Source organism: Streptomyces sp. NBC_00704, assembly GCF_036226605.1.
Taxonomy (GTDB): domain Bacteria; phylum Actinomycetota; class Actinomycetes; order Streptomycetales; family Streptomycetaceae; genus Streptomyces.
The window spans coordinates 6,749,480-6,775,448 of the sequence record NZ_CP109000.1 but is presented as its reverse complement, the minus strand read 5'-3'; the positions used below and the strand labels follow the sequence as shown (position 1 = coordinate 6,775,448).

Sequence of the window (25,969 nt, the reverse complement as noted above, 5' to 3'; positions counted from 1 at the left end):
GGCTCCGAGGCGAGTCGGGCCGGGGCTGTCGTGCGCCGGGGGCGCCGTGCGGGCGCCCGTCGGGGGGCGAGGTGCGGCGGGCTCAGGACCAGTGCGCCACCGCGTCCAGGTGGGGCAGCCGGTGATCCAGGCGCTCCCGCTTGGTGCGCAGGTAGGTGATGTTGTTCTCGCACGGTTCGATCAGCAGCGGCACCTCTTCGGCGACCCGGATGCCGTTGTCCACCAGCGCCTCGCGCTTGCGCGGGTTGTTCGACATCAGGCGGACCGACCGCACGCCCAGGTCGCGCAGGATGTCGGCGGCCACCTTGTAGTCGCGGGCGTCCACCGGGAACCCGAGGGCGACGTTGGCCTCGACGGTGTCCAGACCCTCCGCCTGGAGCGCCATCGCCCGCAGCTTGCCGAGCAGCCCTATGCCGCGGCCCTCGTGCCCGCGCAGGTAGACGACCACGCCGCGGCCCTCCGCGACCACCGACCGCAGCGCGGACTCCAGCTGGTCGCCGCACTCGCAGTGCTGGGAGCCGAACGCGTCTCCGGTCAGGCATTCCGAGTGCAGCCGGGTCAGCACGTCCTCCGCGCCGATGTCGCCGTAGACCAGGGCGACTTGTTCGTCGCCGCGGTCGTGGTCCATATAACCGATCGCCTGGAATTTGCCGTAAACGGTGGGCAGAGGGGCGTTCACCACGCGTTCCACACCGGTGCGCTGCGGGGTCTTCGTGCCGAGTACGCCAAGGTTTTCTGTCATGATCTGGTTCCTAAGCAGAGACGAAGGGCCGGGAAGAAATGAGTGGTTCGGACATACGGTCGGCGGCGTACGGAGTGATGCCGACGGACACTACCGAAGACGTGCGGGCCCGGGGAGCCGGGGTCGCGACGCAGGTTGCGGTCCTTCCCGTCGGCAGCTTCGAACAGCACGGCGCACACCTGCCGCTGGCCACCGACACGCTGGTCGCCTGCGCCATCGCGCGGGAGATCGCCGAGGCGTACCCGGTGCACCTCCTCCCGCCGGTGACCGTCGCCTGCTCGCACGAGCACGCGGCCTGGCCGGGAACCGTCAGCATCTCCTCCGTGACCCTTCACGCGGTGGTACGGGACATCGCGGCGTCGTTGCGCCGCTCGGGCGTCGAAGCCCTGGTTGTGGTCAACGGACACGGCGGGAACTACGTCCTGGGCAACGTCGTCCAGGAGTCGTCCGCCGCGGGCGAGCCGATGGCGCTGTTCCCGGCCCCGGAGGACTGGGAGACGGCGCTGGAGCGGTCCGGGGTGTCGACCTCGCTGCTCACCGACATGCACGCCGGGGAGATCGAGACGTCGATCCTGCTGCACGCCCACCCCGATGTCGTCCGGCCCGGTTACGAGTCGGCCGATTTCGTCGCGGACGACCGCCGTCATCTGCTCACGCTGGGAATGTCCGCCTATACCGATTCGGGCGTCATCGGCCGTCCTTCCCTGGGGTCCGCGGAAAAGGGAAAGGAACTTCTCGCGAGCCTCGCGGATTCCTTCGGCGCGTATTTCTCGCTGCTGACCACGCCGGCCCCGCGGACCTCCGCGGAAGGGGACGCCGCGGGTACGGCGGCGGCCGGTGACACGGCCTCCGCGTAACGCCGCTCGTCCTCGCCGGGCCGCTCGTCGGCGTTCGGAGCGGCCGGGTCCGCGGCCCGGCCGCGCGCTCCGGCGGCCCAGCGCACGACCAGCACGACCGCTCCCGGCAGCGCCGCCACGAAGCTGAGGACGCCGTAGACGACGGCGACCGACAGGCCGGTGCTCGCGCCGAGTCCGGCCGCGCCGAACGCCCAGGCGGTGACGCCCTCGCGCGGGCCCCAGCCGCCGACGTTCAGCGGCAGGCCCATCGCGAGCAGCGCGAGGACGGCGATCGGCAGCAGCGCGAGCACGGAGGCGCCGGAACCGGCGACCCGCGCGGCCACGACGAACATGGCCAGATGTCCCGCCAGCACGACGGCGGAGGACAGGGCGACGCCCGGCCCGTTGCGCCGTGACAGCAGGCTCTCGCGGGCCTCCGCCAGCGCCGCGCGCATCCGGCCCGCGCGGCGCGGGGCCGAGGAGCTCATCCGCACGGCGACGACGACGGCGCAGGCGCCCGCGCCGGCCAGCAGGACCAGCGGCGTGATCTGCCGGACGTCCTGCATGACCGGCGACGGCAGGGTCAGCAGAATCGTCACGCCCGCGACGGCCAGCACGAGCTGTCCGGCGGTGCGCTCCAGGACCACGGCCCGCACACCGCGGCCTACGTCGCCCTCGCTCTGCCCGTGCCGCACCGCGCGGTGCACGTCGCCGAGGATGCCGCCGGGCAGCGCCGCGTTGAGGAACAGGGCGCGGTAGTAGTCGGCGACGGCCGCACCGAGCGGCAGCCCGATCCGCAGCCCGCGGGCGACCAGCGCCCACCGCCACGCGCTGAACACGGTGGTGAGCGCGCCGATCGCGAGGCCGGCGAGCAGGGTCGGCGTGTCGATCCGCCGCAGCCCGTCCAGGAAGACGCCGGTGCCCAGCCGCCACAGCAGCACCGAGAGGATGACGATCCCGGCGACCGTCCCGAAGTGGGTGCGCAGGGCGCGGCTGCCGAGCAGGCGGCGTAGCCGGGACGGCCGCCCGGCGTGCGGCGCGGTCACGATGACGCCGATGCGGGCGTCCGAGACGGCGGCGTCCCCTCGGGCGGCCGACGCGGCCTGCGCGGGCCGCCGCACGACGGGCGGGGCCGTCTCGGCCCACAGCACGGGCGGCGCGCCCACCCGCGGGCCGGCCGTCCTCGCGCTCATCCGGCTCCGCCTGTGGGCCGGGCCAGCGCCAGCAGGTCGCTGTGGTGGACGGTGGCGCGCAGTTCGCCGGCGGCGCAGGCCGCGAGCCGTGCCGCGAGATAGGGCTCGGCGCGCTCGGCCAGCTCGGGGCGCTCCTCCACGGCCGCGCCGACCCAGCCGCGCAGCCACTGCGCGGTCAGACCCACGTTCTGCGGGCCGAGCTGCCAGGCGCTGGGGTGCACCTTCACGGTCGCGCCCTGGTCGGCGAACGCCTCGCAGGCCACCGTGACCGCGTCGGGGCCGAGGAGGCCGCCGCGCCGCTGGTGGTCGTTGAAGGCGGCGGCGATCTCGTCGTCCAGCGGGTCGGGGGCGCTGAGTTCGACGCGGCCGGCGACCGACAGGGTCAGCAGCGCCGGGCAGCCCGCTCCGGCGCAGGCCGCGGCGAGCGTCTCGACCTCCTCGCGGGTGAGGACGTCGAGCAGTGCGGAGGCGGTGACCAGCGACGCGCCGAGCAGGGCGTCCGGGGTGAGGCGGGCGACGTCGCCGCGCCGCGTCTCGACGGTGACCCGGCTGCCGTCGGCGGCCGCCCGCGGGGAGGCGACGGCGGCGAAGTGCAGCAGGTAGGGGTCGCGGTCGTGGAGGATCCAGTGCTGGGCGCCGTCCAGGCGGGGGGCGAGCCAGCGCCCCATGGAGCCGGTGCCGCAGCCCAGGTCGTGGATGGCCAGACCGCTGCGGCCCGGCATGTTGGCGAGCCGGATCCGCAGCGGGTCCAGCAGTTCCATCGACCGGGCGGCGGCGTCGGCGGGCTCGCGCAACTCGAGCCATTCGGGGGCGTAGCGGGGCTGCTCGTCCGGTCCGGCGTCGCGCAGCCGCACGGTGGGCCGCTCGCCGGACCTGCCGACCGGCCCGGCGCCGGCGATGACCGACTCCGGATCGGCCTCGGCGCCCGCGCCCCCGGCGTGCGGCGCGTGCGGCGCGGCCTCCGCCAGGGAGACGGAGTCGCCGCGGCCGGACTGGGCCGGGATGCCGCCCACGTGCCGTGCCACGTCGGCCGGGGTCGCCGTCGTCTTCCTCATGCCGCCCTCCGGGGCTCGCGGGGAAGCCTGCCCAGGACGCCGGCCAGGCTCTGGGCGGTCGACGCCCAGCCGTTCAGGGCGGCCCGGCGGCCGCGCGCGGCCGCCTTGAGCCGCCGTCGCACGTCCGGCTCGCCGAACCAGCCGCGCAGTTCCGCGGCGAGGGCGGCCGGGTCCTCCGGCGGGACGAGGATGCCGGGGACGCCGCCGTCGGGGGCGCGGCCGACCGCCTCGGGCAGTCCGCCGACGTCCGTCGCCAGGACCGGGATGCCGCGGGCCAGCGCCTCGGTGACGGCCATGCCGTACGTCTCCGCGTACGAGGTGAGCACCATCAGGTCGGCGGAGGCGTACGCGGCGTCCAGGTCGGCGCCGGACTTCGGGCCCGCCAGCTCCAGGCGGTCCTGCAGACCATGCCGGGCGATGAGTTCGCGCAGGTGGGCGACGTACTCCGGGTCCTGCCCGAGCCCGCCCACGCACACGCAGCTCCACGGCAGGTCCTTCGCCGCGGCCAGCGCCTCGACCAGCCGGTGCTGGCCCTTGCGGGGGGTCACGGACGCCACGCACAGCAGCCGGGAGAGGCCGTCGGTGCCGGACGCCAGGGGCGCGATGTCGGCGCCGGGGGCGGCGACGTGCACCCGCTCGGGGGCGAGGCCGTGGTGCGAGACGAGACGGCGCACCGCCCAGTCGCTGGTGGCCACGACCGCCGGCACGGCCCGCAGCACCTCGCGCTCCTTGGCGTCGAGCTGGGCGGCCACCTCGGGCGCGATGCCGCGCTCGTCGCCCAGCGGCAGGTGGACGAGCACGACGAGCCGCAGCCGCTCGGCCTCGGGGGCGATGATCTCCGGGACGCCGCAGGCGACCAGCCCGTCGATCAGGACGACCGTGCCGTCGGGGAACTCCCGCAGCGTGCGCGCCAGGTCCGCGCGGGCGTCCGCCTCCGGGCGGGGCCACGATCCGGACACCAGGTGCTTGTGGACCTGCCAGCCGAAACCGGGCAGGTCCAGGCAGAGCCGCCGGTCATAGGCGTTGCCGCCGCTCGGGTTCGCCGCGTCGTCGACGCCGCCCGGCATCACGAAGTGCACGGAGCGCAGGGACATGGGGATGATCCCACCGATCTTGGGAAGCGGCGCCTGCACGGGCACGTACGCCAGCGGAGCCTGCTGCGCGGCGGCCGGAGCGCTCTGCACGGCCGCCTTCTCCAGGGTCACGTCGGTCACAACGCACGCTCGTAACTCGCCCAGGCGACATGCGACTCGTGCAGGGTGACGGCGATGGCGGCGATGCCCCGCGCGCCCTCGCCGAGCGCGCCCTTGTGGATGCGCTCCGCGAGCCGGTCGGCCACGACCTTCGCCAGGAACTCCGTGGAGGTGTTGACCCCCGCGAAGTCGGGCTCGTTGTCGAGGTTGCGGTAGTTCAGCTCGCTGACCACCGCTCCCAGCTCCTGCGTGGCCAGTCCGATGTCGACGACGATGTTGTCGTCGTCCAGCTGCTCGCGGCGGAAGGTGGCGTCCACGAGGAACGTCGCTCCGTGCAGGCGCTGCGCGGGTCCGAAGACCTCGCCGCTGAAGCTGTGGGCGATCATGATGTGATCGCGGACGGTGACACTGAACAACGGACGACCCTCCAGGTGCGGCGCCTCTGCTCCCCCCGGCCGTTGACCGCCGGGGGATGCCGTGTAGTACGGCTCAACGGTTCCCCCTGTTCAGCCTGATCTCACTCTTTTCTCAGGTCAGGCGCTCCTGGTCGTACCTGATGCCGTGGCACAGCGCCGGGATCTCGCCCGACGCGAGTTTCGGCAGCACCTGCGGCAGCTCGTCGAAGGCGCTGTCTCCGGTGACGAGGGCGTCGAGCGCCGGATCGGCCAGCAGTTCCAGCGCGAGGGCGAGCCGGTCGGCGTAGGAGCGGGTGGAGCGCCGCGCCGGGGAGACCGTGCCGACCTGGCTGCTGCGCACGACGAGCCGCCGGGAGTGGAAGTCCTCGCCGAGCGGGAGGGAGACCTTCCGGTCGCCGTACCAACTCAGTTCGAGGACGGTGCCCTCGTCGGCGAGCAGCTCCAGCGAGCGGGCGAGACCCTGCTCGGTGGCGCTGGCGTGCACGACGAGGTCGCAGCCGCCGACGGCGTCCGCGGGCGCGGCGAAGCCGACCCCGAGCGCCTCGGCTACCTTCTCGCGCGCCGGGTCGGCGTCCACCAACTGCACGCGCACCCCGGGGAAGCGGGCCAGCAGCGCGGCCACCGAACAGCCGACCATGCCGCCGCCGACCACCGCGATCCGGTCGCCGACCAGCGGCGCCGCGTCCCAGAGCGCGTTGACGGCCGTCTCCACGGTGCCCGCGAGGACGGCCCGGCGCGCGGGCACGGAGTCCGGCACGACCGTCACCGCGGCCGCCGGGACCACGTACCGCGTCTGATGCGGGTACAGGCAGAAGACCGTCCGCCCGAGCAGCTCCGCCGGACCGCGCTCCACCACCCCGACACTGAGGTAGCCGTACTTCACGGGCGCCGGGAAGTCGCCCTCCTGGTACGGCGCCCGCATGGCCGCGTGCTGGCTCTCCGGCACCCCGCCGCGGAAGACGAGGGTCTCCGTGCCGCGGCTGACGCCGGACCACAGTGAGCGCACCAGGACCTCGCCCTCGGCCGGTTCCGCGACGACGACGTCACGGATCTCCCCCTCACCGGGCGAGGCCACCCAGAACGCACGAGCGGCGATCGACATCCACATCCTCCTGAACGATCGGGAACCTGTTCACGTACCGAGGTGTGCACAGTCCGCGCACAGTACGCGGCACTGATCATCTCTGTCATCTGGCCGGAGGAACGTGCGGTGGCCCTGAACAACACTTACGACGCGAGGCTGGTCCAGCAGGAGACCGCTGTGGGAGCGGGCGTTCAGATCCTGTTGCTGGCCCTGCTCGGCACGGCGATCGGCATGGGGCCGGCGGGCTGGGTGACCGGTCTCGTCTTCGCCGTCGCCACCTGGGCGGTGCTCTCCCGGGCGCTGCACCGCTCCAGCCTGCGCACGTTCGGCCCCGCCAACCGGGTCACCCTCGGCCGGGCCACGCTGGTCGGCGGGGTGACCGCCCTGGTCGCGGACTCCTTCGAGAGCACGCCCCCGGTGACACTGCTGGTCGGCCTGACCGCCGTCGCCCTCATCCTGGACGGCGTCGACGGAAAGGTCGCCCGCCGCACCAACACCTCGACCGCCCTGGGCGCGCGCTTCGACATGGAGGTCGACGCCTTCCTCATCCTGGTGCTCAGCGTGTACGTCTCGACGACGCTGGGCCCGTGGGTGCTGCTGATCGGCGGCATGCGCTACGCCTTCGTCGCCGCGGCCCGTGTCGCCCCCTGGCTCAACGCCCCGCTCCCCCCGAGCACCGCCCGCAAGACGGTCGCCGCGTTGCAGGGCGTCCTGCTGCTGCTGGCGGGCTCCGCCCTGCTGCCCTACGCCGCCACCTTCGCCGTGGTGCTGCTGGCGCTCGGCTCCCTGGTGTGGTCCTTCGGCCGGGATGTGCTGTGGCTGTGGCGCACGTCGCGCGCGGTGACCGAACTCCCCGCGGAAGCGGTCCTGGAACTGGTGTAGTCGCCGCCCGGCGCGAGGAAGAGCGATCCGCGCCCGTGCGGCCGCCCCGGCCCGCGGGGAGCAGGGCACTCACTCCGACCGCCCCGCCCCGGCCGCGGAAGCGGGCCGCTCGACGGGAAGACCCTCCACCGGGGTTCGCGCCGGGGTCCCTTGCGAGGTCCGCTCCGAGGTCGGCGTCGAGGGCTGCGTCGACGGAGTGCGCGTCACCGCCCGCCGCGCCGACGGAGGTTGCGCCACCGGCGCTCCCGTCCCCGGCACCCCCTCCGCACCGCCACGCCGGTGAGATCCTCCCCACCGACCCGATCGCGGTGCGCGTTCCGTCGGTCGCAGCAGGCCGGGCGCCGTCACCGCCAGGGCCCCCAGGACAGCGAGGACGCCGGCGGGGGCGAGCACGGCCCACGGAGCCCGTTCGGCGTACGGCTGGTTCTCCGCCAGGAGCAGACCCCACTCCGGGGACGGCGGCTGGGCCCCGAGACCGAGGAAGCCGAGCGAGGCCAGCGCCAGCGCCACGCCGGGCAGCCGCAGCAGGGCGTGCCGCGCGACCGGCGGCAGGACCGCCGGCAGCAGTTCCCGCCTCAGCAGATGCAGGCGGCCCGCGCCGAGAGCCCGTGTGGCGGCGAGATGGACGGTGGCCCGTTCCTGCCGCAGCAGCGCCGAGGTGTGCGCGGCGAGCGGCGCCCACGCCACCACCGCCACGGCCAGGACGGGCGTCGACGGACCGCCGCCCCGGACCGCGGCCGCCAGCAGTGCGGCGAGCACCGGCGGGACCGCGTTGACGGTGTCGACCAGCGGCCCGGACAGCCGGGACAGCGACCCGAGCAGGACCCCCACCGCCAGGGCGATCGCGCTGACGGCGAGGGCGAGGAGCAGGGTCGCGACCGCACCGTGCGCGACGCGTGCCAGGAGGTCCCGGCCGAGCGCGTCCGTGCCGAACGGATGCGCCGCCGACGGGGCTTGGAGCCGTTCGCCGGTGTCCAGGGCGAGCGGATCGCGGGGCAGCCCGAGGCCGACGACCGCGAACAGCAGCACCCCGTGGACGAGCGGCGGCGTCCGGCGGCCTCCCGGCGCCGGCCGGTGCAGCGGGTGCAGGGCCCCGTCGCGCAGGGCGGGACCGACGAGCGTCCGGGCGGCGAGCCGCGCCGCGCCCGTGGTGACGGCCGCGAGGACGACGAGCACGAGGGTTCCCGCCTGAAGGACCGGCAGATCCTGGGCGATCGCCGCCCGCAGCGTGGCCCGGCCGAGACCGGGGATGTCGAAGATCTGCTCCACCGCGACCGACCCCCCGGTCAGCCCCACAACGAACAGCCCTACGTTCGGCAGCAGTCCGGGCACGCAACGGCGCAACGCCATACGGACGACGCTCCGGCCGGGCAGCCCGCGTGCGACGGCGGCCGACGCCCAGGGCTCCGCGAACGCGGCCGGCAACCGGTCGTCCAGGAGCCGCCCGAGGACCGCCCCGGCGGGCAGGCCGAGGGCGAGCGCGGGCAGCACCGTCCACTGCGGGCCGTACCAGCCGAGGGCGGGGAGCCACCCCCACTGCACGCCGACCACCGTCGCGAGGACCGACGCGACGAGGAACTCCGGCAGCGCGGCGAGCACGGCGGAGCCCGAACCGCCGGCGGGCCGGCCCGCGAGCCGCCGCCGCGCCCCGAGGAACAGGGTGCGGGCGCACACCCCGGCCGCGACGACCAGGGCGACCGCCAGCGCCACCGCCATCAGCAGCAGCGACACGCCCAGCGCCTCCAGCACCCCCGGCGCCACGTCGGCGCCGGAGATCCAGGACCGTCCGGCGTCCCCGCGGAGCAGTCCCGCCAGCCATCTCCCCAGCAGCCGCACCGGACCGTCGTCCAGCCCGAGCCGGCCGCGGATGTCGGCGAGCACCTGCGGCGAGGGGTCGCGGTCGGCGGACCGCGCCTTCAGCACGGTGAGCGCCGGGTCGGTCCGCGACAGCCAGGGCAGCAGCCCGACCCCGCACACCAGCAGCGCGCCCAGCACGGCACGCCACAACAGCGCGCCCGTCCTGCCCCGCACGCCGTCAGCGCCGGGTCCCGGCGCCCACGAGGGTGCGCTCGTAGGGGTCCGGAGCCACCCCGCGGACGTCCGCCGCGACACCGGTGATGATGCGCTGGTGGACGAGCGGAACCACGGCGTCGGTGCCGAGGATCAGCGCCTCGGCGGCCATGGCGGCGTCCTGCCGCCGGTCGGTGTCGGCCGCCGCCTGCGCTGCCCCGACGGCCCGGTCGACGTCCGGGTCGCAGAGGCGGGAGAGGTTGTAGCCGCCGGCGCAGGTGAAGTCGCCGGCGAGGACGGAGACGGGGTCGCCGGTGTCCAGCAGGCTGTTGCGGGCGCCGACGACCGCGTCGAACCTCCCCGCCAGGGCGTCGCTCTCCAGCCGGGAGTACTCCCGCACCTCCAGCTTCACCCGGAACCCGGCCCTCTCCAGCTGCTGCTTCAACACCTGCGCGACCTCCGGAAGTTCGGGCCGGTTGTCGTAGGTGGCCAGGGTGACGGAAGCGCCGCCCGGCGCGACCGCCCTCGCCCGGCCGGAAGGCTGGACGCGCTTGCCCTGCGCCCAGGTGACGGCCGGCCCGTAGATCCCGGCGCCGGCGTCGGCATGCCCCTCGTACACGCCCTCGGCCAGGACGGAGGCGTCGACGGCGGCACGGGCCGCGGCACGCAGGGCCGGGTTCCTGAAGACGCCGGACCTCGCGTTGAGGTGGAGGCTGGTGGTGCGGGTCGTGGCGATCTCACGGCGGGTGGCGGCGTCGAGACCGGCGGCCTGGGCGACGGGTACGGCCTCGGCGACGTCCACCTCGCCGGTGCGCAGAGCGTTGGCGCGGGCTGAGCCGTCGGCGACGAACCGCACGTCGACGCCCGGGGCCTGGGCGCGGCCGCCCCAGTAGTCGTCGAAGCGGTCGAGCCGGGCGGCGGTGGTCCCGGTCAGCCGGGTGATCTCGAAGGGACCGGTGCCGGTGCCCGCCACGTCGACGGCGCCCTCCTTCCCGCCCTCGGCCGCATAGGCCTTCGGCGCGAGGACGGCGAGACTCGGACTGGACAGGCGCAGGGGCAGGACGGGGTCCGGGGCCGCGGTGGTGACGCGCACCGCGGCCCTGCCCGCCGCCTTCGCCGTGAGGGCGACGCCGGTCAGGGCGGCCGGGGCGGGCCGGGCCGCGACGGCACGGCCGAGGGAGGCGGCGACGGCGGCGGGCGTGACGTCCGTGCCGTCCTGGAAGACGGCCTCGCGCAGCGTGAACAGCCACGAGCGGTCGCCCTCACGCCGCCACGACGCGGCCAGCGCGGGCACGGCCGAGCCGTTGGCGTCGAGCGCCGTCAGCCCCTCGGTGACGCCGAGCCGGCTGAGGATCGTCGCGTCGGCCCCGTACGGAGAGAGGTTCTCGGCGGGCGGGAAGGCGAGCGCGACCCGCAGCCGGGCGCCGTCCCCGCCGGACGCCTTGCCGTCCCCGGCCCCGCCCCCGGACGAGGCGAAGCAACCGGTGAGGAACGGCGCGAGGCAGAGAAAGGCGAGAACCCGCGGCCGACGACGAGTACCGAGCGGCCGCAGCTCACGCTGCGAACTCCGCCGGCCCTGCTGGCTGCGTCGGCCGTGGCGACCGCGCGGGCTGCGGGAGCTGAGCGAACTGCGGGTATTACGGGAACTGCGAGAACTGCGGGTGAAGTACATGGAGTTACCGGCCTGTACGAGGGGGGTGGTGGGAGGGGGCGGCGGAGAGCAGGGGCCGGACCGGGGCGACACCGGCCGGGGAGCCGACGGCTGAGGCGCAGGTGCCGACGGCGCAGGCGTGGGTGCCGACGGCGGTAGCAGTGCCGGCGGGGGCGCGGAGGGGGACGTCGAAGTGCACGATGCCCTGACCGTCGTCCGCCTGCTCCCGCTCGTCGTGCACGACGGTGCCGAGCGACCGCCAGAACCCCTCGGCGCCCTCGACGGACGGGTCCGTGTGCAGATAGACGGAGCGGTAGCCGCCGTCCGCGACCGCGAAGGCGAGCAGCTCGGCCACCAGACGCCGGGCGAGGCCGCGTCGCCGGTGCTCGGGACGGACGTAGACGCGGCGCAACTGGGCGGTCGTCCCCGACGGATAGCGCTCGGCGACGTGACGCGGGTTCGGCGGGTGCGCCGGGCCGCGGGAGTCGAGCGCGGCGGTGGCGACGATCTCTCCGCCGCGCCCTTCGCCGCACCTGCCGCCGTCGGTCGCGACCAGCAGGGTGTGGCGTTCGGACGCGAGGTACGCGGCGTGGGGATCGATGATGTCGCCGTGCCAGCGGGGCACGTAACCGCTTCCGAAATCCCGGTAGACGGTGTCGAGCATGACGGCTCGGGCGCCGTCCAGGTCCTCGGGGCCCGCGACCCTGATGCAGTAGTTACGCACTTGCGAATGATATGCAACAAGCGCGAGAAGTCGATCATTGGATCGCCACTCCCGGATTTGACAGAGATCACGAAGGACCCCCCAATCAAGCCACATGACATTCATTTTCAACAAGGCGGTGTGACGCGCATCGCATGTGGGGAGGAGGGCGGCGCCGCGTGCGCCGCGTGCGCCGCAGTTCGCCCGCCGCCGTCCGGCTGGCCGCGGCCCAGCGGTCCGCCCTTTACCGCAGCCCGCTCGCGTCGAGGAGGCGGACCAGGTCTTTGCGGCCGTAGCCGAGGAGGGCGGCTCGGTGGGCGGCTGTCAGGATCAGTTGCGCCACGGTCTGTGCGCCGTAGCCGTCCTGGTCGTCGGTCAGCCATTCGTGCGGCTCGTCGATGCCGAGGCTGCTCATCACCAGGCCGTGTTCGCGGCGGATCTCCGCGACGGTGTCGGAGACGGCTGCCAGCAGGGTGGCGCCCGGGCGCTCGCACGTGAGGGCGAAGCAGCCCCGGTCGGCCGGTTCGCAGCCGCTGGGCGGGTGGGTGCGCAGGCGCTCGTACCGTTCGTCGTCGAAGCCGCCGTCGCCGAACTCGTCGTGGACCAGCACGAACCGGTGATGCCCCGGAGGCGGCGGCGAGGGCGGCGGCGTGTACTCCCAGCCCGCGTCCTCGTGCACCAGCCGCCGCACCTCCTCCTCGTCGGCCGAGGTCACCGAGAAGCCGGTGCCGGTGTTGTGCCCGGTGATCGTGCCGTCGGCGTTGCGCAGGATGTGCAGGCTCATGTCCACCCCCGTGGTCGTCGTGAGCGGGAGGATCCCGTCACCCGCACAACGGGCCGCGGCCCCGGCCCGTGCCCGCTCGACCGCACATCACTCGATCGCGTGAACGAATCCCTCGCTCAGCGCCCGCCGGCCAGGAACTGCGTCACCGCCGTCACGAAGCGCTCCGGATCGTCCCGCCACGGAAAGTGCCCCGCGCCGGGCTGCACCACGAACGCGGCCTTCGGAAACAGCTCCGCGAACTCCCGCATCACGCGCGGCGGCGCGCCCAGGTCGTGTTCGCCCGCGAGGAGGAGAACCGGGGAGGGGAAGGCCGCGAGGGACCGGCGGGTGGCGGCCGGATCGAAGGAGCCCTCGGCGGCGTAGGCGGCCGCCGCCTCCTGGTTCTTGTCCTTCTCCCCCGCCTCGTCGAAGGCCCGCGCGTCCTCGTCCCAGCGGGCGTGGAAGAAGGGGGCGACGAGCTGCCAGGAGTCGGCGCCGGCGCGGCCCGCGGTGATCGCCTCCAGGGCGGCGTATCCGGTGGCGAACCACGGCTCGCCGGCCCGCAGCCGCGCGGTGGTCAGCCGGTCCTCGGCGGTGATCTCCAGGCCCGCCGCGTACACGCTCGGGGTGATCAGCAGCAGGCTCGCCACGCGGTCGGGGTGGCGGGCCGCGTACAGGAGGGCCAGGTTGGCTCCCGCGGAGTGCGCGAGCAGGTCGATCCGGTCGAGACCGAGGTGGGCGCGCAGCGCCTCGACGTCGTCGACCTGGCGGTCGCAGCGGTAGGAGACGGTGTCCGCGGGGACCGCCGATTCTCCGGTGCCCCTGGGGTCCAGGCCGACAAGCCGCCGGTGGGCGTCGAGCCCGCCGAGGTCGCCCAGATAGGCGGCGGACTGCATGGGGCCGCCGGGCAGGCAGATCAGGGGTGGCCCGTCCCCTGCCCCGCGGTGGGCGAGGCGGGTTCCGTCGGGGGCGGTGAAAGTCGGCATGGAGGGATCCTCACAGGGCGTCCATGCGCGGACAACCGAGTTGCCGGAGAGCAGGTGTTGAGGGGGAGGCCGTGAAGGCCTCGGGCCCTCCCTCCGCACCGGGGTGGTGGGCGCGGGCTCCCGCACCCACGCCCACCGGTCCTGGGGGTGCCCCCGGCCTCGAAGGCCGCCCGTCTCAGGCCGCTCGGGCCGTTCCCTCCCGGTGTCTGCGGACGATCTCCGCGTAATGGTGTCCGGTGCCCTTGATGGTGCGGGCCTGGGTGCGGTAGTCGACGTGGACGAGGCCGAAGCGCTTGTCGTAGCCGTAGGCCCACTCGAAGTTGTCCAGCAGCGACCAGGCGTAGTAGCCGGCCAGGGGTGCGCCCTTGCGGGCGGCGGAGGCGCAGGCGGCCAGGTGCTTCACCAGGTAGTCCTGGCGTTCGGGGTCGTCCACCGTGCCGTCGGGGCGGACGACGTCCGGGAACGCGGAACCGTTCTCGGTGACGTACAGCTTGCGCGCCCCGTACTCGTCGGTGAGGCGGAGCAGCAGGTCCTCGATGCCGCTCGCGTCGACCTCCCAGTCCATCCCGGTGCGCGGGACGCCGGACCGGCGGACGGTGCGGACACGCGGGGCCGGGCCGGTCGGATCGTCGGCGACGGCCTGCGGGAAGTAGTAGTTCAGGCCCAGCCAGTCCAGCGGGGCGGCGATCGTCGTCAAGTCGCCCTGTTTTTCAGGGAGTTCGACGCCGTAGACCTCCCGCATGTCGGCCGGGAAGCCGCGGCCGTGGACGGGGTCGAGCCACCAGCGGTTGGTGTGGCCGTCCATGCGGCGGGCGGCGGCGACGTCCTCGGGGCGGTCGGTGGCGGGATGGATCGTGGAGAGGTTGTTGACGATGCCGATCTTCGCGCGGGGTGCGGCCGCCCGGATGGCCTGGACGGCGAGGCCGTGGCCGAGGAGGAGGTGGTAGGAGGCGCGGACGGCCGCGGTCAGGTCGGTGAGGCCGGGGGCCATGGTGCCTTCGAGGTGGCCGATCCAGGCGGAGCACAGGGGCTCGTTGAGGGTGGCCCAGTGGGTGACGCGGTCGCCGAGCCGTTCGGCCACGGCGGACGCGTAGGCGGCGAAGTGCTCGGCGGTCTGCCGCTCGGGCCAGCCGCCGCGGTCCTGGAGGGTCTGGGGCAGGTCCCAGTGGTAGAGGGTGACGGCGGGGGCGATGCCGGATTCCAGCAGTGCGTCGATCACCTGGTCGTAGAAGTCGAGGCCCTTGGGGTTGACGGGGCCGTCGCCGCCGGGGACGACGCGGGGCCAGGCGATGGACATCCGGTAGGCGTTCACGCCGAGGCGCCGCATGAGGGCGATGTCCTCGCGCCAGCGGTGGTAGTGGTCGCAGGCCACGTCGCCGTGGTCGTCGCCCGCGATCTTTCCGGGTGTGTGCGAGAACGTGTCCCAGATCGACGGGGATCGGCCGTCCTCCGCCACGGCTCCCTCGATCTGGTACGCCGAGGTGGCGGTCCCCCACAGGAAGTCGTGGGGCAGGGCGGCGAGGTCGATGGTCACGGAGGTCCCTTCGGGATGGGGGTGGCGGGCCGTTGCGGGGTGCCCGGGTGGTGCGGGATGCCGGGCCGTCGCGGGGTTCCGGGTCACTTCACGGCTCCGGCGGTCAGGCCGGCGACGAGGTAGCGCTGGAGCAGCAGGAAGCCGGCCACGACGGGCACGCTGACGACGAGCGAGGCGGCCATGATCTGGTTCCAGTACACGTCGTTGAGGGTGGAGTAGCCCTGGAGGCCGACGGCGAGGGTGCGGGTGGCGTCGTTGGTCATGACGGAGGCGAAGAGGACTTCGCCCCAGGCGGTCATGAAGGCGTAGACGGCGACGGCGACGATGCCGGGGATCGCGGCCGGCACGACGATCCGGAAGAGGGCGCCGAGCGGGCCGCAGCCGTCGACGAGCGCGGCTTCGTCGAGGTCGCGGGGGACCGAGTCGAAGTATCCGATCAGCATCCAGATGGAGAAGGGGAGGGAGAACGTCAGGTAGGTGAGGATCAGGCCGCCGCGCGAGCCGAACAGGGCGATGCCGGTGCTGTTGCCGATGTTGACGTAGAGCAGGAACAGCGGGAGGAGGAAGAGGATGCCGGGGAACATCTGGGTGGACAGCACGGTGACGGTGAAGGTGCGTTTGCCGCGGAAGTCGTAGCGGCTCACGGCGTAGGCGCTGAACACGGCGATGACGACGGAGCAGGCGGTCGCCGCGCCCGCCACGATCAGCGAGTTCACGAAGTAGCGGGCGAGGGGGACCGTCGACCAGATGTCGATGTAGGGGCGGATCGTCAGTCCGCTGGGCAGCCAGCGGAACTTTTCGGTGACGTCCGCGAGGGGCTTCAGGGAGCTGGAGACCATGACGTAGACGGGCACCAGGACGAAGCCGGTGAGCAGGGTGAGGAAGATCCGCCGGGACCACAGGAGCGAACTCGGCGGCGCCATGGGCGAGTCAGCGGGCACGGGAGGGCCTCCTTCCCCGGGTGGTGAGGGCCAGGTAGACGCCGGTGACGGCGAGGAGGAAGAGCAGCAGCAGGACGGACATCGCCGATCCGGTGCCGAAGTTCCAGGTGACGAAGGACGCTTGGTAGATGTGGACGGAGATGAGGTCCGCCGCCTCCGGTGCGGCGCGGCCGAAGAGGACGAAGGGGGTGTTGAAGTCGTTGAAGGTCCACAGGAACAGGACGAGGACGAGGACCTGGTTGACCGGGGCGAGGGAGGGCAGGGTGATGCGGCGGATCTGCTGCCACACCCCGGCTCCGTCGAGTGCGGCGGCTTCGTACAGTTCGCGGGGGATGTTCTGCAGGCCGGCCATGACGATGAGGAACGCGAACGGCCAGCCCTTCCACACGGAGACGGTGAGCAGCGCGTAGAAGCTGTTGTCGCCGATGAGCCAGAAGGACGGCTTGTCGGTGAGGTGCAGCTGGTCGTGGAGCACGTGGTTCACCAGGCCGTTGTCGTGCTGGAACATGAACACCCAGGTGATGACGGCCGCGTAGACGGGCAGCGCGTAGGGCACCAGGAACAGCGCCCGGAGCAGTCCGCGGCCGCGGAAGGCGTCCTGCATGAAGATCGCCGCGGCGGTGCCGATGAGCCAGCACAGGCCGACCGACAGCAGGGTGAAGCCGACGGTGACGAAGAAGGAGTGCAGCAGGGCCTGTCCGACGGGGGCGTCGAAGTCCACCGAGACGCGGTAGTTGTCGAGGCCGGACCAGGGGGCGGTGCCCCAGTCGCGGATGTAGAACTGGGTCAGCTCCTTGAAGCTCATCACGACGCCGATCACCATCGGCACCAGGTGCACGAGGAGTTCGAGGACGAGGGCGGGCAGGAGCAGCAGGTAGGGCAGTGCGGTGCGGCGGATCCGTCCGGGCCCGGGGCGTGGGGCGGGGTCGCCGTGGGGTGCGGTGGGAGGCTTCGGCGCCTCGACGGTGGTGGTCATCCGGCTCACTTCGCCGGCATCTGCTGCTGGGCCTTGGCGAGCTTGGCCTTCACGGACTCGGTTGTCACGGGGTGGCCGGCGGCGGCGTCGGCGAACAGTTCCTTGACGGCCGTGCCGACCGTCGTCTCGAACTGGGACTCGTCGGCGACCTGCGGGAGTGCGGCGGCGCTCTTGGCGAGGGTGTCCTTGAGGACCGTGTTCGCGGGGGTGGAGAAGGCGGGGTCGGCCTGGGCCGACGCGACCGGCGGGATGGTGCTGTAGGCCTTGTTGAGGATCTTCTGTTCCTCGTCGCCGGTCATGAACTTGACGAACTGGGTGGCGCCGTCGAGGTTGTCGGTGTTCTTGAAGACGGCCAGGTTGATGCCCGCGACCATCGAGTTGACCTGGGCGCCGGTGCCGGGGGCGCCGGACTGCACGGGTACGGGGGCGATGCCGTAGCGGTCCTCGCTCATGCCCTGGGACGCGAGGTTGGCGGAGGCGGACTGCCACAGGAGCATCGCGGTCCGGCCCTTGGCGAAGTCGCTGACGGACTGGTTCTGGGCGTACTCGGCGTTGCCCTGCGGGATGGCCTTGTCCTTGGCCATCAGGTCGACGTACTGCTTGACGGCGGCGACGACGCCGTCGGAGGTGAAGTCGGGCTTGCCGTCGGGGGTGAAGAAGTCGGCGTTGTGCTGCTTGGCGAAGACGAAGACGTGGTGGATGTTCTCCGCGACGTTGGCGCCCTCGGCTCCCAGCACCTGCTTGCCCTTGGCCTGGATCTTCTCGGCGTCGGCCGTGAGTTCGGCCCAGGTGGCCGGGGGCTTGGCGATGCCGGCGTCGGCGAAGATCTGCTTGTTGTAGTAGAGGGCGTACGCCATGGAGTACAGCGGCACGGCGGCGGGGTCCTTGCCCTGGGCGCCGGTCGAGCCGAGCGCGGAGGAGACGAAGCGGTCCTTGCCGCCTATCTTCGCGAGGTTCGCGTCGTTCCAGGGCAGCAGTGCGCCGGTGGCCTGGAGGGAGGCGGACCAGGTGTTGCCGATGTTGAGGACGTCGGGGCCCTGGCCGGAGGTGGTGGCGGTGAGGATCCGGTTGAGCAGGTCCGACCAGGGGACGACCTCGAGTTTCACCTTGATCCCGGTCTCCTTCTCGAACTTGTCGAGCTCCGGGCGGAGGACCTTCTTGTCCACCTCGATGCTCGCGCCCTGGTTGGAGGCCCAGTAGGTCAGGGTCTTCGGCGAGTCGTTGGAGCCCCCGCCGTCGGTCGAGCTCCCTCCGCCGCAGGCCGTGGCCGCGAGGGCGAGGGACATGACGACCGCTCCTGTGGCCGCGGCTCGGATGGTGCGCATGGGTGGCTCCCGGTGTCATCAGGGCTTAATTTAGGACGTGAGTTAAACCGGGTGAGCCGCCCGCGTCAAGAGTCCCGGCACACTCCGCGGAAGTCCGTCCCCACCACTTGACGCGCGCGTTCAAACAGTTGAAGCATTCAGCGTCGAGAGAGCGCTCTCAGGCACGTCCTCCTTCACTTCCCCAACTCGGCCGTTCTGTCGACCGGCCTGACCGAGGAGAGCCGCCCATGCCCCACACCCCACCGTCCGGCACGCCCGCCGTCCGCCGCAGATCGGTCCTCGCCGCCGCGGCGACGGCCGCCGCCGCACCCGCCGTCACCGCACTGACCTCCTCGCCGGCCTCCGCCGCACCCGACACGGCGTCCGCCTCCTCCGCCACCTCCGCCGCGTCCGCCGCCAAGCCGGGCGGACGTGCGTGCGCGCTGAAGGGCGGCGGCGACCTCGGCCCCCACGTCCTCGTCTTCGACCCCTCGACGCCGGACGTCCAGGCCCGCCTCGACGAGGTGTTCAGCCGGCAGGAGTCGGCCCAGTTCGGCACCGGGCGCTACGCGCTGCTGTTCAAGCCGGGCGTGTACCACGGTCTCAACGCCCAGCTCGGCTTCTACACCTCCATCGCGGGCCTCGGGCTCTCCCCCGATGACACCACGATCAACGGGGACGTCACGGTCGACGCCGGCTGGTTCGGCGGCAACGCCACGCAGAACTTCTGGCGTTCGGCGGAGAACCTCGCGCTCGTCCCGGTCAACGGCACCAACCGCTGGGCCGTCGCCCAGGCCGCGCCGTTCCGCCGGATGCATGTGCGCGGCGGCCTCGACCTGGCGCCCTCCGGCTACGGCTGGGCCAGCGGCGGGTACATCGCCGACAGCCGCGTCGACGGCCAGATCGGCCCGTACTCGCAGCAGCAGTGGTACACCCGCGACAGCGCGATCGGCAGCTGGCTGAACGGCGTGTGGAACATGGTGTTCTCGGGGGTCGAGGGGGCGCCCGCCCAGAGCTTCCCCGACCCGCCGTACACCACGCTCGACACCACGCCCGTCTCCCGCGAGAAGCCGTTCCTGTACGTCGACGGCGGCGGAGGCTTCCGCGTCTTCCTGCCCGCGAAGCGAACGAACGCCCGCGGCGTGACCTGGGGCAACGGCACCCCGCGCGGCTCCTCGCTGCCCCTGTCACAGTTCTACGTGGCCAGGCCCGGCGTCTCGGCGGCCACCCTCAACCAGGCGCTCGCGCAGGGCCTCCACCTGCTGCTGACGCCGGGGATCTACCACGTCGACCAGCCGATCAGGGTGACCCGCGCCGACACGGTGGTGCTGGGCCTGGGGTACGCCACCCTCATCCCCGACAACGGCGTCACCGCGCTCAAGGTCGCCGACGTCGACGGGGTCCGGCTGGCGGGCTTCCTCATCGACGCCGGACCGGTCAACTCCCCCACCCTGCTGGAGGTCGGCCCGCCCGGAGCCTCGCGCGACCACTCCGCCAACCCGACCACGGTCCAGGACGTGTTCGTGCGCATCGGCGGGGCCGGCGCCGGCAAGGCCACCACCAGCATGGTGATCAACAACCGGCACACCATCGTCGACCACACCTGGGTCTGGCGCGCGGACCACGGCGAGGGCGTCGGCTGGGACACCAACCGGGCCGACTACGGCGTGGTCGTCAACGGCCACGACGTCCTGGCGACCGGCCTGTTCGTGGAGCACTTCAACAAGTACGACGTGCAGTGGTTCGGCCAGCGCGGACGCACGATCTTCTTCCAGAACGAGAAGGCCTACGACGCCCCGAACCAGGCCGCGATCCAGAACGGCCCGGTGCGGGGCTACGCCGCCTACAAGGTGGGCGACAAGGTCACCACGCACGAGGGCTGGGGCCTGGGCAGCTACTGCTACTACAACGTCGACCCGACGATCGTCCAGCACCACGGCTTCGCCGCCCCGAACGCGCCGGGCGTCAAGTTCCACGACGTGCTGGTGGTCTCGCTCGGCGGCAACGGACAGTACGAGCACGTCATCAACGAGACGGGGGCGCCGACCTCGGGCACCTCCACGGTGCCGTCGACCGTGGTGTCGTACCCGTGATCCGCACGCGCCCGAACCCCGGACGACCCTTGGTGCGCTGAGGCACCGCCGTCGGGGCGGCTTCGAGCACGCCGCCCCGACGGTGCGCGGGTCCACCGACCGAGGTCCGTGGACCCGCGCACCTCACCTGCCCACTCGCCCCGCCCGGCGCACGGTCACCGTACGGGGGTGACCGCCGTCGACGGCGCCGGGGCGGGCGCGTATCCGGTCGGCCTGGCCGTGAAGGCTCCCCGGCCCTGGGTGCGGCTGCGCAGCCGGGTCGCGTAGCCGAACAGCTCGGCCAGCGGCACGGTGGCGGTGACCACCGCCGAACCGCCGCGCACGGTCGAGTCGGTGATCCGCCCGCGCCGGCCGGCGAGATCGCCGAGGACGCCGCCGACGGCGTCCTCCGGCACGGTGACCGTGACCTCGACGACCGGCTCCAGCAGGACCATCGCGCAGGCGCGCAGGGCCTCCCGGAGCCCGAAGCGGCCCGCCGTGCGGAAGGCCGTCTCGGAGGAGTCCTTCACGTGGGTGGCCCCGTCGACCAGGGTGACCCGCACCCCGGTGACCGGGTGCCCGCCGAGGGGACCCTCCGCCAGGGCGTCCCGGCAGCCGGCCTCGACGGCGCGCACGTACTCCTGCGGCACCCGTCCGCCGACGACGGCGGAGCGGAACGCGAACGCGGTCCCCGCGTCACCGGCCGCGTCCGGCGTGCCGGCCGCCTCCCCCGCGCCGGCCGCGCCGAGCGGTTCGACGTCGAGGACGACATGCGCGAACTGCCCCGCCCCGCCGTCCTGTTTGACGTGACGGAAGACGACGCCGGACACCCCGCGGGCGACCGTCTCGCGGTAGGTCACCCGCGGCCGCCCCACGACGACCTCGAGGCCGAGGCCGCTCCGGATCTTCTCCACCGCCACCTCCAGGTGCAGTTCGCCCATGCCCGACAGCACGGTCTGACCGGTCTCGGCGTCGGTCCTGACGACCAGCGACGGATCCTCCTCCGAGAGCCGTGCGAGCGCCGAGGCCAGCCGGTCGGCGTCGGCGTTCGTGCGGGGTTCCACCGCCACCGAGACGACCGGGTCGGGGACCCCGGGCGGTTCGAGGACGACGGGGGCCTGCGGCGCGCACAGGGTCGAGCCCGCGCGGGCCGACCTCAGCCCGACCACGGCCACGATGTCCCCGGCGACGGCCCGGTCCACCTGGGCGTGCCGGTCCGCCCGCACCCGCAGGATCCGGCCGATCCGCTCGGTGCGCCGCGTGCCCGACTCCCACACCGGGTCCCCCTTCTCGATCGTGCCCGAGTACACCCGCAGATAGGTGAGGCGTCCCGTGGCGGTGGCCGCGACCTTGAACGCGAGCGCCGCGAACGGCGCCCCCGGGTCGGCGGGACGCCGCTCACCGGCCCCGTCGGGTGCGGGGGCGGCGGCCGCGAGCCCGCCGGGCCGGGTGCCGTGCTTCGCCGCGCCGTCCCGGCTACCGCTCACCGGCGGCACGTCGAGCGGCGACGGCAGATACGCGACGACCGCGTCGAGCAGCGGCTCGATCCCCCGGTTGCGGTACGCCGACCCGCACAGCACGACCAGTGCGTCGCCCGTGCGGGTCAGGTCGCGCAGGGCTCCGGACAGGGTCCGGGCGCTGAGCGTCTCCCGGTCGCAGAACTCCTCCAGGGCGGCCGGGTGCCGCTCCGCCACGGCTTCCTCCAGCAGCCTGCGCCGGCGCAGCGACTCCGCGGCCAGTTCCCGCGGCACCTCCCCTTCGACGGCCGCTTCGCCGGCGTCGTTCCACGTCAGGGCCCGCATGCGGAGCAGGTCGACGACGCCGGTGAAGCCGTCCTCCACGCCGATCGGCAGCTGCACCGCCAGCGGGAGCGGATGCAGCCGGGTGCGGATCGACTCCACGGCGGCGTCCAGGTCGGCGCCCGCCCGGTCCAGCTTGTTGACGAACGCGATCCTGGGGACGCCGTGCCGGTCGGCCTGCCGCCACACGGACTCGCTCTGCGGCTCCACTCCGGCCACGGCGTCGAACACCGCCACCGCGCCGTCGAGGACGCGCAGGGCCCGCTCCACCTCGTCGGCGAAGTCGACGTGCCCGGGGGTGTCGATCAGGTTGACGCGGTGACCGTCCCAGTCGCAGCTGACGGCCGCGGCGAAGATCGTGATGCCGCGGTCGCGCTCCTGCGGGTCGAAGTCGGTCACGGTCGTGCCGTCGTGGACCTCGCCGCGCTTGTGCGTGGTCCCGGTGGCGTACAGGATCCGCTCGGTGACGGTGGTCTTGCCGGCGTCCACATGGGCGAGGATGCCCAGGTTGCGCACGGTGTGCAGCTGACGGTCGAGGTGGTTGCGCATGGCCCATGGCCTTTCGGGGTGTTCCGGGAGCGGGCGGCGCGATTGCCCTGACGGTCCACGGCGGGAGCCGCGAAGGCTGCCGACGGATTCCATGGCGGCTCGGAGACGGAAGCCGTCACGGCTCGGAGATGCGGAGGCCATGGCGGCTCTCCGGCGGAATCCAGGGACGATTCCTGAGCCAGTCCATGGCGGAAGCCGTGTGGAAGCCGTGTGGAAGCCGTTGCCGATCCGCGAGACGCACGGATGGGTGACGCGTCGTCAGTCGCAGTGCGCCGGCGGCTCGTCGTGAGTTCAGGCGTCCGTCAGGATCACCGGTGCGGGCCGCGCGGCGAGCACCGGTCGGACGAAGACACGAGGATCACCTCGTAGCGGGAACGGGGAGCGACGGCGGCGGTGTGGTCACGCATGGCCGGGCTCCCCTCGTTCGTCACGGCACGGCGCGCCGCCCTCGTCGTGGGCCGCGCTCGGTCCGGCGAGTGTAGGACGGAACGACCGCACCGCGCACGCGATTTGCCGCGCCGTGCGGGAGGAGCGGCGCGTTCAGCGGTAGCGGGCGAGGAAGGCCTTCACCTGCTTCCACACCGCCGGTTGCCGCTCCAGAATGTCGTTGCCGTGCGCGCTGCCGGAGACGATCACCAGCTTCTCGTCCGTGGACTTGCGGGCCAGCTTGTCCAACTCGCGGGCGTCCGAGGCGAACTGGCCGTCGTCCTGTGCGGCCACCAGGAGGACGGGCATGGTCAGTCCGGCGATCGCGGCGGTGGCGTCCATGCCGTTGTAGAGTCCGGGCCCGGAGAGGGAGACGACCGCGGCCACGGGCGGTCTCACCTTCGCCGCGGCGGCCAGGGAGGCGGTTCCGCCCTTGGACGCTCCCATCAGCAGCACCTTCCGCGCGCCTTCGTCGCGCAGTCGTCCGGCGGCGCCCTGGATCTCCGGCACCTCGGAACCGCCGCTGTCCACGGCGAGCACCCGGTAGCCGTCCTCGGCGAGTTCGTCCGCTCCCGCGACCCATGAGCAGACGTTGTTGTTCGACTGGTGCGAGAGCACCACGCCGGTCTTTCCGGAGCCGGTCTCGTAGCCGGCGACCTCGTTGCCTTCGGCGTCCTTGAAGGTGACCGACTTCGCGGTCTGCCCGCCGGTCAGGCAGCCGAAGTCGGCGGCGGTGGGCGAGGGGCCCGCGCCGTCGGTGTCGGTGTCGCCGCCGCAGCCCCCGAGCGTCAGGACCCCCGCGCTCACGAGCGCGGCGGCCGCGAGCATGCGCTGCCTCATACGTCTCCCCCGTCAAGGCGCGGAGCGCTCCTCGTGCCCCCGCGCACGAACGCGCGGAACGCTAACGGCCGTGCGAGCCGCCGTCAACGCCTCGGCGACGTGCCGCGGGCGGGGTGCGCCGTCGGGTCCCGCTCAAACGGAGGCGGCGGGCGCCGTGGCGTAGAACTCCCTGCGCACCTTGCGCAGCCAGGCGTCGGCGGCCCGGTCGTCGGGCTGTTCGGGCAGCGCGCTGCGGGTGCCGGCGAAGGCGTCCTCGAAGCGGCGCAGCAGCGGCTGCGCCGCTTCGGGGTCGGCGGCGACCTGCTCTCCGAAGCGGTGGTAGCCGTCCGGATCCTCGACGCGGACCGTCAACCGGCCGGTGGCGTACAGCTCGTAGCCCTGGGTGCACAGTCGTTTGAGGTGCCGGGCGTGCTTGGCGACACGGCGGTCGGGGACGCCGGCGGCGGGGCCTTCCCGGCGGTTCTGGAGCTTGCGGAACTGCTGGGTGGCATAGCCGAGGTAGGCGTCGCGGATCCGGCGTGCGCCGAGCAACGTCTGCCGCAGGGCTATGAGTTCGTCACCGAGCGGTGTGCGGACCTCGTACAGCTCGTCGGGCAGCCAGACGAGTTCCATGACGGTGGGGTTGCCGGAGAGGGCGAGGCGGCACCACTTGCCCGCCTCGTGCAGGGTGCGGTCGGGCGCGGTGCTGACGTGCGACTCCGGTGGGCGGTGCAGGCCGTGCAGTTCCTCGGTGGGGGTGGCGAACATGCCGAGGCGGTCGATGTCGGAGCCCTCGTGGGCGAGCCCGTAGGCGGTCGAGCCGACGATGCCGGACAGCAGGATGTTGGTGACGGTCACAGGTGCCCCCGGTCGTACCCCGACGATGGTCTCCCGGCCTCGTGGCCGTGTGCCGGGACCGCCATGATGCCCCGGCCCCGGCCGCGTCACCTCGCATTTTCCGGCTCGCTCCGGGACCCGGCCGCCGTCCGCGCCCGGCTCGGGGTCCGTTCGCCGCCTCACCCGTACGGCTCCTTGCGCTGGTCGAGCGGCCGCGCCGGTGGTGCCGTGGAGGCAGGGGCAGCCGGCCCCGTCCTCAGGAGGCATCCGTGACCACCGCCCGTCCGTCGTCCCGCCCGTCCTGCCCGCCCCGCCCGTCGGGCCCGGCCGGTCCGACCCGTCCGGTGCGTCCGGCGGGTCCGGCGCATCCGGCCCGTCCGGTCCGTGCGCTGGCCGCGGCCCTCGCCTGCGGAACCCTGCTGGCGACGGCGGCCTGTTCGAGCGGGGACGACGGCGCGTCGACCGGCTCGGACGTGGCGGCGGCGCCGGTCGCCGGGCGGACCACGGCGCCCGCCGCGCTGCCGCTCACGAACGCCCGCGCGCGGATGGCACTGATCACCGAAGGGGACCTGGAGGACGACTGGACGCAGGTCAAGACCGCGGGGAACTGGCACGACCGCCTCCTCGTCGGCAAGGTCGACGTCGCCCAGTTCCTCACGGCGAGCACGCAGGCGGCCGCGTGCCAGCAACTGCTCGACGGGCTCTACGAGAACGACCTGCTCGGCAAGCCGTCCGGCGGCTCGGCGCTCACCGGTTTCCAGCAGGGCGAGGCGCGGCTGTTCTACCAGGTGGCCGAGTACAAGAAGGCGGATCTCGACAAGTCGCTGGCCTGGCTGAAGTCGCTGCCGACGGAATGCGACCAGTTCAACGCGGTCGGCTCGCAGAACTCCACCCGCTCGGTGCAGGTCGTCGAGGCCTCCCTGCCGAAGGCGGGAGACGCCCGGCAGGGCCTCACCGTGACCGTGAAGGGCGTCTCCGGCGGTTCGCCCGTCACCCTCACCCTGGACCTCGCCGTCGTGCGGGTCGGCGACGACGCGATCACGGTCGTCAACGGCGGGACGGACGGCGTCGACCACGACAGCACCGACGACGCGGTCAGCCACGGCGTCGCCCGGCTGAAGGACGTCCGCGAAGGCCGTACGCCGGCCCCGCAACTCAGTCAGTTCGACTGAACGGGGCGGCCCTTCGGCCTTCTTCC

General features: G+C 73.4%; 20 protein-coding genes and 2 pseudogenes. 4 read left to right on the top strand and 18 right to left on the bottom strand.

The window, feature by feature from the left end; translation table 11 throughout:
* Window positions 1–82: 82 nt before the first annotated feature.
* Window positions 83–742, bottom strand: a complete 660-nt coding sequence (ribA, locus tag OG802_RS29400) for a GTP cyclohydrolase II (protein WP_329415288.1) — start codon at window positions 740–742, stop codon at window positions 83–85.
* Between the two features lie 38 nt (window positions 743–780).
* Between ribA and OG802_RS29395 the strand changes: the two genes are divergently transcribed.
* The gene (locus tag OG802_RS29395) at window positions 781–1,599 is read left to right on the top strand and encodes a creatininase family protein (protein ID WP_329415285.1); all 819 of its coding nucleotides are present in this window, start codon (window positions 781–783) and stop codon (window positions 1,597–1,599) included.
* Window positions 1,600–1,760: 161 nt separating this feature from the next.
* On the opposite strand, the pseudogene OG802_RS29390 reads toward OG802_RS29395, so the two are convergent.
* The 5 genes and pseudogenes from OG802_RS29390 to OG802_RS29370 all read right to left on the bottom strand — a co-directional run.
* A pseudogene (locus OG802_RS29390) lies at window positions 1,761–2,771 on the bottom strand (lysylphosphatidylglycerol synthase transmembrane domain-containing protein); the annotation flags it as partial.
* Window positions 2,768–3,826, bottom strand: a complete 1,059-nt coding sequence (locus OG802_RS29385; RefSeq protein WP_329415283.1) for a trans-aconitate methyltransferase — start codon at window positions 3,824–3,826, stop codon at window positions 2,768–2,770. The gene OG802_RS29385 and the pseudogene OG802_RS29390, both read right to left, overlap by 4 nt.
* Window positions 3,823–5,040: a glycosyltransferase family 4 protein gene (locus tag OG802_RS29380; protein ID WP_329415281.1), complete on the bottom strand. Its 1,218-nt coding sequence runs from the start codon at window positions 5,038–5,040 to the stop codon at window positions 3,823–3,825. The genes OG802_RS29385 and OG802_RS29380 overlap by 4 nt, the downstream gene beginning before the upstream one ends.
* Entirely contained in the window at window positions 5,037–5,435 is a 399-nt protein-coding gene (locus tag OG802_RS29375) for a 6-pyruvoyl trahydropterin synthase family protein (protein ID WP_329415280.1), read from the bottom strand. Before OG802_RS29375 ends, OG802_RS29380 begins: the two co-directional genes overlap by 4 nt.
* A 112-nt stretch (window positions 5,436–5,547) precedes the next feature.
* A complete protein-coding gene (locus OG802_RS29370; RefSeq protein ID WP_329415278.1) occupies window positions 5,548–6,537 on the bottom strand; it encodes a zinc-dependent alcohol dehydrogenase in 990 nt (329 codons plus the stop codon).
* A 108-nt stretch (window positions 6,538–6,645) separates the two neighbouring features.
* Here OG802_RS29370 and OG802_RS29365 point away from each other — a divergent pair, with 108 nt between their 5' ends.
* The gene (locus OG802_RS29365; protein WP_329415276.1) at window positions 6,646–7,401 is read left to right on the top strand and encodes a CDP-alcohol phosphatidyltransferase family protein; all 756 of its coding nucleotides are present in this window, start codon (window positions 6,646–6,648) and stop codon (window positions 7,399–7,401) included.
* 69 nt (window positions 7,402–7,470) lie between these two features.
* Here OG802_RS29365 and OG802_RS29360 read toward each other — a convergent pair whose 3' ends face one another.
* The 9 genes and pseudogenes from OG802_RS29360 to OG802_RS29320 form a co-directional block, all read right to left on the bottom strand.
* Window positions 7,471–9,432 carry an ABC transporter permease subunit gene (locus OG802_RS29360; RefSeq protein ID WP_329415274.1) on the bottom strand — a complete coding sequence of 654 codons (1,962 nt, stop codon included), beginning with the start codon at window positions 9,430–9,432 and terminating at the stop codon, window positions 7,471–7,473.
* A gap of 4 nt (window positions 9,433–9,436) precedes the next feature.
* On the bottom strand, window positions 9,437–11,083 hold the full coding sequence (locus tag OG802_RS29355) for an ABC transporter substrate-binding protein (RefSeq protein ID WP_329415273.1): 1,647 nt from the start codon (window positions 11,081–11,083) through the stop codon (window positions 9,437–9,439).
* Between the two features lie 157 nt (window positions 11,084–11,240).
* Window positions 11,241–11,786, bottom strand: a pseudogene (locus OG802_RS29350) (GNAT family N-acetyltransferase); the annotation flags it as partial.
* Between the two features lie 223 nt (window positions 11,787–12,009).
* Window positions 12,010–12,549: a hypothetical protein gene (locus OG802_RS29345; RefSeq protein WP_329415271.1), complete on the bottom strand. Its 540-nt coding sequence runs from the start codon at window positions 12,547–12,549 to the stop codon at window positions 12,010–12,012.
* A gap of 116 nt (window positions 12,550–12,665) precedes the next feature.
* Entirely contained in the window at window positions 12,666–13,514 is an 849-nt protein-coding gene (locus tag OG802_RS29340; protein ID WP_329415270.1) for an alpha/beta fold hydrolase, read from the bottom strand.
* Between the two features lie 175 nt (window positions 13,515–13,689).
* The gene (locus tag OG802_RS29335; protein ID WP_329415269.1) at window positions 13,690–15,048 is read right to left on the bottom strand and encodes a GH1 family beta-glucosidase; all 1,359 of its coding nucleotides are present in this window, start codon (window positions 15,046–15,048) and stop codon (window positions 13,690–13,692) included.
* A gap of 83 nt (window positions 15,049–15,131) precedes the next feature.
* Window positions 15,132–15,971, bottom strand: a complete 840-nt coding sequence (locus tag OG802_RS29330; RefSeq protein ID WP_329417501.1) for a carbohydrate ABC transporter permease — start codon at window positions 15,969–15,971, stop codon at window positions 15,132–15,134.
* A gap of 7 nt (window positions 15,972–15,978) precedes the next feature.
* On the bottom strand, window positions 15,979–16,965 hold the full coding sequence (locus OG802_RS29325; RefSeq protein WP_329415268.1) for a carbohydrate ABC transporter permease: 987 nt from the start codon (window positions 16,963–16,965) through the stop codon (window positions 15,979–15,981).
* Window positions 16,966–16,970: 5 nt separating this feature from the next.
* The gene (locus OG802_RS29320; protein WP_329415267.1) at window positions 16,971–18,290 is read right to left on the bottom strand and encodes an ABC transporter substrate-binding protein; all 1,320 of its coding nucleotides are present in this window, start codon (window positions 18,288–18,290) and stop codon (window positions 16,971–16,973) included.
* A gap of 227 nt (window positions 18,291–18,517) precedes the next feature.
* On the opposite strand from OG802_RS29320, the gene OG802_RS29315 reads away from it, so the two are divergent.
* Window positions 18,518–20,362 (top strand): coagulation factor 5/8 type domain-containing protein, encoded by a 1,845-nt coding sequence (locus tag OG802_RS29315; RefSeq protein ID WP_329415266.1) that lies wholly within the window; start codon window positions 18,518–18,520, stop codon window positions 20,360–20,362.
* A gap of 155 nt (window positions 20,363–20,517) precedes the next feature.
* Here OG802_RS29315 and fusA read toward each other — a convergent pair whose 3' ends face one another.
* The 3 genes from fusA to OG802_RS29300 form a co-directional block, all read right to left on the bottom strand.
* Window positions 20,518–22,689, bottom strand: coding sequence for an elongation factor G (gene fusA, locus OG802_RS29310; protein WP_329415265.1), 2,172 nt, complete (start codon window positions 22,687–22,689; stop codon window positions 20,518–20,520).
* Window positions 22,690–23,229: 540 nt separating this feature from the next.
* Window positions 23,230–23,955, bottom strand: a complete 726-nt coding sequence (locus OG802_RS29305; RefSeq protein ID WP_329415264.1) for an alpha/beta hydrolase — start codon at window positions 23,953–23,955, stop codon at window positions 23,230–23,232.
* 132 nt (window positions 23,956–24,087) lie between these two features.
* On the bottom strand, window positions 24,088–24,792 hold the full coding sequence (locus OG802_RS29300) for a nucleotidyltransferase domain-containing protein (protein WP_329415263.1): 705 nt from the start codon (window positions 24,790–24,792) through the stop codon (window positions 24,088–24,090).
* 323 nt (window positions 24,793–25,115) lie between these two features.
* Between OG802_RS29300 and OG802_RS29295 the strand changes: the two genes are divergently transcribed.
* Window positions 25,116–25,943: a hypothetical protein gene (locus OG802_RS29295; protein WP_329417499.1), complete on the top strand. Its 828-nt coding sequence runs from the start codon at window positions 25,116–25,118 to the stop codon at window positions 25,941–25,943.
* The last annotated feature ends 26 nt before the right edge of the window (window positions 25,944–25,969 follow it).

Excerpts from the sequence above, each read along its gene's own strand:
- ribA (WP_329415288.1), bottom strand. The coding sequence starts at position 742 with ATGACAGAAAACCTTGGCGTACTCGGCACGAAGACCCCGCAGCGCACC.
- OG802_RS29395 (WP_329415285.1), top strand. The coding sequence starts at position 781 with ATGAGTGGTTCGGACATACGGTCGGCGGCGTACGGAGTGATGCCGACG.
- OG802_RS29385 (WP_329415283.1), bottom strand. The coding sequence starts at position 3,826 with ATGAGGAAGACGACGGCGACCCCGGCCGACGTGGCACGGCACGTGGGC.
- OG802_RS29370 (WP_329415278.1), bottom strand. The coding sequence starts at position 6,537 with ATGTCGATCGCCGCTCGTGCGTTCTGGGTGGCCTCGCCCGGTGAGGGG.
- OG802_RS29355 (WP_329415273.1), bottom strand. The coding sequence starts at position 11,083 with ATGTACTTCACCCGCAGTTCTCGCAGTTCCCGTAATACCCGCAGTTCG.
- OG802_RS29345 (WP_329415271.1), bottom strand. The coding sequence starts at position 12,549 with ATGAGCCTGCACATCCTGCGCAACGCCGACGGCACGATCACCGGGCAC.
- OG802_RS29340 (WP_329415270.1), bottom strand. The coding sequence starts at position 13,514 with ATGCCGACTTTCACCGCCCCCGACGGAACCCGCCTCGCCCACCGCGGG.
- OG802_RS29330 (WP_329417501.1), bottom strand. The coding sequence starts at position 15,971 with ATGGCGCCGCCGAGTTCGCTCCTGTGGTCCCGGCGGATCTTCCTCACC.
- OG802_RS29325 (WP_329415268.1), bottom strand. The coding sequence starts at position 16,965 with ATGACCACCACCGTCGAGGCGCCGAAGCCTCCCACCGCACCCCACGGC.
- OG802_RS29320 (WP_329415267.1), bottom strand. The coding sequence starts at position 18,290 with ATGCGCACCATCCGAGCCGCGGCCACAGGAGCGGTCGTCATGTCCCTC.
- OG802_RS29315 (WP_329415266.1), top strand. The coding sequence starts at position 18,518 with ATGCCCCACACCCCACCGTCCGGCACGCCCGCCGTCCGCCGCAGATCG.
- fusA (WP_329415265.1), bottom strand. The coding sequence starts at position 22,689 with ATGCGCAACCACCTCGACCGTCAGCTGCACACCGTGCGCAACCTGGGC.
- OG802_RS29305 (WP_329415264.1), bottom strand. The coding sequence starts at position 23,955 with ATGAGGCAGCGCATGCTCGCGGCCGCCGCGCTCGTGAGCGCGGGGGTC.